At 70.7% G+C, this 3703-nt stretch carries 3 protein-coding genes and 1 pseudogene; all 4 read right to left on the minus strand.

Annotated elements, in window-relative coordinates; all coding sequences use genetic code 11:
• Positions 1 to 188: pseudogene (locus RWO82_RS15270) on the minus strand (2-oxo acid dehydrogenase subunit E2); the annotation flags it as partial.
• 105 nt (positions 189 to 293) lie between these two features.
• Positions 294 to 1577: a glutaminase gene (locus tag RWO82_RS15275; protein WP_314428383.1), complete on the minus strand. Its 1284-nt coding sequence runs from the start codon at positions 1575 to 1577 to the stop codon at positions 294 to 296.
• Positions 1578 to 1627: 50 nt separating this feature from the next.
• A complete protein-coding gene (locus RWO82_RS15280; RefSeq protein WP_314428384.1) occupies positions 1628 to 2959 on the minus strand; it encodes a HAMP domain-containing sensor histidine kinase in 1332 nt (443 codons plus the stop codon).
• Positions 2952 to 3629, minus strand: a complete 678-nt coding sequence (locus RWO82_RS15285; protein WP_314428385.1) for a response regulator transcription factor — start codon at positions 3627 to 3629, stop codon at positions 2952 to 2954. The genes RWO82_RS15280 and RWO82_RS15285 overlap by 8 nt, the downstream gene beginning before the upstream one ends.
• Between the last annotated feature and the right edge of the window lie 74 nt (positions 3630 to 3703).

Below are 3703 nucleotides of genomic sequence, written 5' to 3' on the forward strand. Positions count from 1 at the left end.
GGGGCGGCGGGGGCAGCAGCGGGGGCCGCCGACGGGGCGGACGCGTCGGCCGGGAGCGGTTCGACGGCCACGGTCTGCGCGTCCGGTGTCTGAGCGGGCGGTGCCGGGGGAGCGGGCGGTGCCGGGGGAGTCGCTCCTGCGGGCAGGTTCTCGGGCGTCTGGTCGGGGTGCGGGTTCTTGTCGTTCATGTCTCGATGCTCTCGTTGCAGTGCTGAAGCCACACTGAAGCGTCCTGAAGACGCCTTCAGGAAGCGTCGACTACCGGGGCTCGCCGCGCACGCCTCCGCGTCGGTTCACCCGCGGACCGCGCTCGCCACGTCGGAGAACGCCGCAGGTACGAAGCCGCCGTGCGCGTGCTCTCCGTGCACGAGCTCTCCCGATCCGGTCTCGGCGCTCCCGAGCACGCCCCACGGATCCACGATCCGCACGTCGTGCCCGTCGAGGTGCAGACGGCGCACTCCCTCGAGGAGCATCCGTCGGGCGATGCTGTTCGCTCTCTGCACGCGATCGAGGTCGACCACGACCGGTCCGTCTCCCGCGGGCTCCTCGGTGAAGCCGCGAAGCACCCGCTCCGCCTCCATGAAGTGCAGATCGCCGGCGATCTCGTGCACGGCCGCACCGTCGTGCTCGACCCGACGCGACACCGACCGCGACGAATCCGTCGAGGTCATCAGGTGCAGACCGAGGTCGTGGTTCATGCGCTCGAACATCCGCACACCACGCGTGCTGTTGCCGTGCGGGTCGAGGCGAGGCGAGAACGCCGCGATGCCGACCTGTCCGGGCAGCACGCCCATCAGCCCGCCCGCGACGCCGCTCTTGGCGGGGATGCCGACGGAGGTCAGCCAGTCGCCCGCGGAGTCGTACATGCCGCACGTCGTCATCACGCTGAGCACCTGCCGGTTGGTGACGGGGTCGATCACCTGCTCGCCGTCGGGCGTGCGACCGCCCGCCGCGAGCACCGAGGCCATGCGCGCGAGGTCGCGCACCGTGACCGACACCGAGCACTGGCGGGTGTATCCGCGCACGGCATCGGCCGGGTCGACGTCGAGGGTGCCGACAGTGCGCAGCATGTACGCGAGCGCCATGTTGCGGTCGGCGGATGCGAGCTCCGACTCGAACACGTCCTCCGAGACCGAGAGCTCGCGGCCGGCGAGTCGGCTGTAGAGCTCGACGATGCGCTCGACGCGCTGCTCGGCGTCATCGCCGCCGACCAGTGCATGCGCCGCGATCGCGCCGGCATTGATCATCGGATTGCGGGGGCGGCCCGTCTCGGGCTCGAGCGAGATCTCGTTGAACGCATCGCCGGACGGTTCGACGTCGATGCGCTGGAGCACGGCATCGAGCCCCTGGTCGGCGATCGCGAGCGCGTACGTGAACGGCTTCGAGATCGACTGGATCGTGAACTCGACATCGGCGTCACCCGCCACGTAGACCTCTCCGTCGAGGGTCGCGACGGCGACCGCGAGACGATCGGGGTCGGCGTTCGCGAGCTCCGGGATGTACGAGGCGATCTCCCCGGCATCCTCCCCGCACGAGTCGAGCAGCACGTTCAGGTAGTCGATCATGGGGGTCTGCATGTGCCCATGCTCCCATGCGCGGCGGCGACGACCGGCTCTCCGGCTCCGGCTCAGTCCGCGAGCGCAAGCGTGACGACGAAACGCGCGCCGCCCCACCGGGAGTCGTCGACCGCGACGGTCCCGCCACTCGCTGCCGCGATTCCCCGAACGATCGCGAGCCCGAGGCCGCTGCCGCCGGCGTCCCGACTGCGAGCCTCGTCGAGGCGCACGAAACGCTCGAAGATGCGGTCGCGCTCGTCGAGCGGCACTCCGGCCCCGTCGTCCTCGACGGTCACGAACACCCACGAGTCCTGCGGGATCACGCTGATCGCCACGCGCCCCGCGCTGTGCCGGGCGGCATTGTCGGCCAGGTTCCGCAGCAGCTGGCCGAGAAGCCGCGGATCGCCTTCGACACGAGCGGCACGGATGCCCGACCCGTCGACCTCGATCCCGTGGGCCCGCAGGCGTCGCACCTCGCCGAGCGCAAGGTCGTCGAGATCGACCGCCTCGTCGAGCGTGCCGCCGCCCTCGTCGAGCCGCGCGAGCAGCAACAGGGACTCGACGATGCCCTGCAGCCGGAGGCCCTCGTCCGAGACGACCTCGGCGAGTTCATGGATGCTGGTGGTGGACGGGTGCGTCTGCGCCAGCTCGGCGTGCTGACGGATCGTCGCGAGGGGCGAGCGCAGCTCATGCGAGGCATCCGAGACGAAACGGCGCTGCGCGGTCGCCGAGGCGTCGAGCCTGTCGAGCATCCGGTTCATCGTGGTCGCGAGCGCCGCGATCTCGTCGGCCGAGGGCGGCACCTCGACCCGGTTGTGCAGGTGCTCGGCGGTGATGCCGTCGACCTCTTCGCGGATGCGGGTGACCGGCTTCAGCGCCCGACCGACCACGAGCCAGGTCGTGACCGCGACGAGCGCGAGCAGCAGCGGAAGCGCGATCGCGAGCAGCACGCCCACGGTCGACAGGGTCTCGTCGTCATCCTCGATCGGGACGGCGAGCACGAGAGTCTGGTCGTCGTCGATTCCGTCCGAGACGACCAGCATCGGCGATCCGTCGATCGTGACCCGCTGCGGATCGTCGGAGATCGGCAGGGCGGTCGACCCGAGGTCATCGCGCGCATCTTCGCTCGCCGAACGCACCTCGCCGCCGGGTCCGATGATCTGTACGAGCTCGTCGTCGAGGGTGTCGATGCCTCGGCCGCCGCCCGGGCCGCCGCCTGGCCCGTCCAGGCGCTCGGTGAGCTCGTCGAGCCGCTGCTCGGCCGCGCGCTCGGCGCTGGCATGGATGCTCGAGCTCAGGATGCCGTAGAACGAGAACGCCCCGATCAGCAGCGCGACCGCGACGACGAGTGTCGCGCCGAGGGTGGTCCTGCCCCGCACCGACCTCCAGGCGCGACTAGCCACCGTCAGCCGCCAATCGATAGCCCGCTCCACGGATCGTCTCGATCGCCTCGCGTCCGAACGGCTTGTCGAGCTTGCGGCGCAGGTGCCCGACGTACACCTCGACGATGTTGGGGTCGCCGTCGAAGTCGTCGTCCCACACGCCCTCGATCAGTGAGCGCTTCGACAGCACCTGCCCGCGGTGACGCATCAGGTGCTCGAGCACCGCGAACTCGCGGGCCGTCAGGGAGATCTGGGTCTCGCCCCGCCACACGTGATGCGACGAGGGGTCGAGCTTCAGGTCGCCGGCCTCGAGCACGGCGGGGCGGGCCACGGCCCCCCGACGAACGAGCGCCCGGATGCGTGCGACGAGGATCGCGAACGAGAACGGCTTGGTGACGTAGTCGTCGGCGCCGGTCTCGAGCGCCTCGACCTGATCCCATTCGCCGTCCTTGGCGGTGAGCATGAGCACCGGGGTCCAGTTCTCCTCGGCGCGCAGCGCCTCGCACACCTTCCACCCGCTCATGCCCGGCATCATCAGGTCGAGCACGATCGCGTCGTAACGCGTCTCCCGGGCGCGCCAGAGGCCGTCGACGCCGTTGTGCGCGACGTCCACGGCGAAGCCCTCGGCCTCGAGTCCCCGGCGGACGGCGTCGGCCAACCGCACCTCGTCGTCAACCACCAGGATCCGCATTGCTCCAGTGTGGCGCGCGCACGCTGAATCCGCGCTGAAGCGGGGTCGACGTCGGCCGACCTTCCCGCCGACCT

The sequence above is a fragment of the uncultured Microbacterium sp. genome (genome assembly GCF_963521645.1).
Classification (GTDB): Bacteria; Actinomycetota; Actinomycetes; order Actinomycetales; family Microbacteriaceae; genus Microbacterium.

Coding starts and splice junctions, on each gene's coding strand:
- RWO82_RS15285 (WP_314428385.1), bottom strand. CDS start 3,629: ATGCGGATCCTGGTGGTTGACGACGAGGTGCGGTTGGCCGACGCCGTC.
- RWO82_RS15275 (WP_314428383.1), bottom strand. CDS start 1,577: ATGCAGACCCCCATGATCGACTACCTGAACGTGCTGCTCGACTCGTGC.